Below are 1,732 nucleotides of genomic sequence, written 5' to 3' on the forward strand. Positions count from 1 at the left end.
CGGGGTGGAGCAGCCCGGTAGCTCGTCAGGCTCATAACCTGAAGGCCGCAGGTTCAAATCCTGCCCCCGCAACCAAAATCCGCAAAGATATCAGATACTAAGAACCCGACGCAAACCGTCGGGTTTTTGGCGTTCCAGTTTACATCAACGCCACATCAACACCAGAACAGAAAAACAGCACCAGAACGCAGAAGCGGGCATAGGCACGCAGCGGCAGGTATTGGGAGTGGCGGCCGCAACGGCTAGCCACCGTCTGCTAGACCTCGATGCTTGTACCTGCTGCCACTAGCGCGGCGGCTTGGATCGAAACAGGCGTGAAAAGATTGATGTCGAGCTCAGGCGTTTCGATCCCGACCACCAAAGAATACCGCGTTTTGCTTGCCTCTCTGCCAAGTGCGCGGCGCTCTCGCCACCAACCTGAAATCGGATAGACGTAGATTAGGTCCCGTTCGACGAGCTCGACCGCACTGCCTTCCCAGGTGTCGCTGTGGATCGATCCCGCGGAGATGGATTTCGGTCCAAAGAACCAGCCGTCGTTGTCTTCATTCACCGGGCGCGGATCGTCCTCATCCCGATCATCCTTGTTGACGCGTCGAAGGAAATTCCCGTCGGTTTCCCTCGCGCGCTTCAAATCAAAGCGCAGGCCAAACGACTGATATCGAGCGGGGTCGATCGCGCTGGCAAAGCTTGGGTTAGGCTCGATGAAATACGACAGAGTGACCTTTAGGCGCACGCTTTGATCGCCTAGCCCTTCAAGAACGTCTCGTGGCCACGGTAGGCGATACACATGGGATTCGCTGAACCGAACACTCCCATCTTCAATCCTGAAAGGCTGAATGTACTTCTGAGCGACGAGGGCAAGGTCATTCGATGCCGACGCCAAGGCGCGCTTCAAATCCGGCACGCCGTACCCATACTTTCTTGCGAGGTTTTTTCGATCACTCTTCGACGCGGAGCCGTTGAACTCACCGAGCATATGGGGGGTCCAGCGCGCACTATGGACCATCAAAGCACGTACTGTTTCAGGCCAGTAATCGGGATGCTCCGACATGATGCTGGCAGCCATCCGACCAGCTTGTGCTGTGGCCGCGCTTGTGGCCCAGAATGGCGTGACTGAGTTGGCACCAGCAGATTTTGACGTCGTGAGCAACGAAAGAGATGGGAGACCGGAGACCGCCTCCGATCCAGATCGACTGAGTGCACGGTTCCCTGCTTCAAAGACGACCTCGGGCTTAATGGGAGATTGGTTTGAACGCCAAAGTGTTGTCGTTCGACTGTAGGGGCTGCGCTCTCCGGGTCGCGCCCAGCCGGACCAGTCCCGGTAGCTTCTCTCCGCGATTTCCGACTTGATGGTAGTGCCACCTACCGTCAGTGCGTTCCAAGCCTGCGCTGGATCCTCGCCAGGGAAGGCATCGCCGTCTGCGATCTCTTCCGCCCTTGAATTGTCCCGGATGTTCCCAAGTGCTTGAACAAACAGGCGGCGGATGTGGTCAGGACCTTCGTCAATTGCATCGGTGCCGGAACTGATCTGGTCTAGGGCTGAACTCCAACCGGTCGGTTCCGCCCCGGAACGATCCTCGTTGGTGATTGCCATGCAGTAGACCCGTGCGCGACCTGGAGCGGAGATCTCCGGAAGGGATGCCGCTGACTTGGTTATGAACCGCGCCGGGTTTGCCGGAGGCTCCAACTCCTGAGTAGGATGGAGCATCATGAGCAAGACGACGAACAAGTT

At 57.6% G+C, this 1,732-nt stretch carries 1 protein-coding gene; it reads right to left on the minus strand.

The annotated features are described in order from the left end of the window. Positions 1-256 precede the first annotated feature (256 nt). Positions 257-1,711 carry a S8 family peptidase gene (locus RGD00_RS23200; protein WP_310459602.1) on the minus strand — a complete coding sequence of 485 codons (1,455 nt, stop codon included), beginning with the start codon at positions 1,709-1,711 and terminating at the stop codon, positions 257-259. Positions 1,712-1,732: the final 21 nt, after the last annotated feature.

The organism is Ruixingdingia sedimenti, from assembly GCF_031432425.1.
GTDB lineage: Bacteria > Pseudomonadota > Alphaproteobacteria > Rhodobacterales > Rhodobacteraceae > Ruixingdingia > Ruixingdingia sedimenti.